Annotated in this window: 1 protein-coding gene; it reads right to left on the reverse strand. The window is 44.9% G+C overall.

All coding sequences use genetic code 11. The annotated features are described in order from the left end of the window. Nucleotides 1-1,055 (reverse strand): MobA/MobL family protein (locus FTV34_RS17595; RefSeq protein WP_180070930.1); only part of this gene is annotated, 1,055 nt, incomplete at its 3' end. Between the last annotated feature and the right edge of the window lie 113 nt (nucleotides 1,056-1,168).

The raw sequence follows: 1,168 nt of genomic DNA on the forward strand, positions 1-1,168 counted from the left end.
ACCTTAAATTCAACAGATGGAGTTGGGTAATGCTGGGCATGCTTGAGTTTTCGGTTCATTTCCTGTGTATTCCACATTTCACTTTCAATGATCGGGTTCTGTGCTTTGACGATTGCCACGATATCGTTTTCGAGTTCTTTCCTATTCTTTGCTTTTTTGAATAAGTAATTGACGTAGTACATCACCTCAGGTGTTGAGTAGGGTTCATTGCTACAACTGTAAAAATATTCATGTTTCTGGTCGATTTTCTTCTGGCGTTCTTCTAGTTCTCGTTCTTGGTGATTGTGTTCTCGGATCTTTTGGATCTCTGCGAGGTATTCAGGGGTCGCATTTTGGTTGCCGACACCCAGTTTAGGTTCTGGAAGGTACAAGGTGCCGTGGATCTGATTGTATTTTTCATAGCTATCTGCTGACACTTGGTTTTTGATGGTGATGTCTTGTCCATCCAGTCTGTAAGTGACAGTCGGGCAGTATTGAGCAAGGGCATCGTTGAGGTGATTTTCCCATTGTTTGCGGATATAGATCAGAAAAGCAGAATAGTCTTCATGGCCTTCTTGGAGTTGGATTTTCTTCGCACCGCCTTTGGAGGGGTCTTTTGCGTTATAGCGTTTGAAATACTGTTCGGCTGTTCGTTCAATACCGTCATCGGCTTTCAATGAGAACATCAGGTGACAGTGGGGTTGATCTTCGCCACTGATGCGCGATTTTACGTTGTGTATGGCGTAGGAGTGGGGGTAGTTCAAGGTTGCTATATGTTTTTCTAAAAACGTCTCTATGAGCGTTTTACGCTGTTCTGGCGTGAACTCGTTTGGCAGGGCAATTTCATACTCCATGTATACTTTGGCATTGGCTCGTTCAAAACTGTCTGCTGCCTGCCAAAATTCAATCGGATCTTTCACCCAGGATGGCATGTTTCTGCCTGGTTCGATATGTTCTACGGTTTCGTTGCTGGTCTTGCGAATCCCTTCATATTGCATGAGTCGGCTGATGTAGAGGTAGTGGCCAGTCGCATAGCCTTTGTTTTTACTTTTGACGCTGAAATGGTAGCTGGCCATGTTCACCTCTGGTGGCTTGGGGACCGGTTTTTATGCAGTGAAACGAAATAAAAAGCGTCCGGATTTGGAATGCCTGAATGGCTGAAAAATCCGGTAAAAGGGGGTCAAGGGGG

It is taken from the genome of Acinetobacter sp. YH16038 (assembly GCF_013417275.1).
Classification (GTDB): Bacteria; Pseudomonadota; Gammaproteobacteria; order Pseudomonadales; family Moraxellaceae; genus Acinetobacter.